This window comes from Kineococcus vitellinus (assembly GCF_009906315.1).
In the GTDB taxonomy this organism is placed as follows: Bacteria; Actinomycetota; Actinomycetes; order Actinomycetales; family Kineococcaceae; genus Kineococcus; species Kineococcus vitellinus.
In genome coordinates this window covers 1-680 of the sequence record NZ_JAAALL010000620.1, presented here as the reverse complement: position 1 = coordinate 680, position 680 = coordinate 1, and the positions used below count along the sequence as shown (strand labels likewise).

Below are 680 nucleotides of genomic sequence, written 5' to 3'. Positions count from 1 at the left end.
CCCGCCGCCAGCGGCGGGAGAGGCCCAGCCCGGGCACCGCGTGCCGCACGGGCTCGAACGTCAGCGGCTCGTCGCCGGCGGTGCGGGGGTCGGCGTGCAGCAGGAGCTCGGCGAAGGGCCGCCAGGGACCCCGCGGCCGCGCCACCGCCAGCAGCCACCGGCCGCCGCGCTCCCTGGCGCCCACGAGCAGCGGCCCGCCGGGGGTGCGGAAGGCGGCCACGCTGGAGCAGAAGGCGCCCGGCCACCGGCGCGGCAGCGGCAGCCGCCGGGTCAGCACGCCCTCGCCGGCGCTCGCCAGCAGCAGGTCCCAGGGGTCGCCCTGCGGCGAGGTCACGCGCAGCGCCAGCCCGAGCACGTCCGGCAGCGGCGGCGGCAGCCCCGCCCCCCGGGACAGGCGCACGAGCGCGCGGTCCTCGCCGGGCTCGTCGACCCACCCGACGCCCGTGCGCGGGGACAGCCCGTGGCGCACCACGGTGGCGGGCACCACCACCCCGCGCGGGTGCAGCGCCTTGCCCGAGCGCGCGGCGGCCGCCGCGCGGAACAGCTGCTCGACCACCACCCCCCGATGATCGCCGCAGGACGGGCGTGGCGCACGGCACAGCGCCCGGCGGACGCGCGCGGGCCCCGCCGGTGTTGGAAGGGGTGATGCCGCTCGAGACCTCCCCCGCCGCCCCCGAGAC

At 81.3% G+C, this 680-nt stretch carries 1 protein-coding gene; it reads right to left on the bottom strand.

The features are described 5' to 3' along the window. Positions 1-559: hypothetical protein (locus GTQ99_RS23775; protein ID WP_166618089.1), on the bottom strand; the 559-nt coding region annotated here is incomplete at its 3' end. Positions 560-680 lie beyond the last annotated feature (121 nt).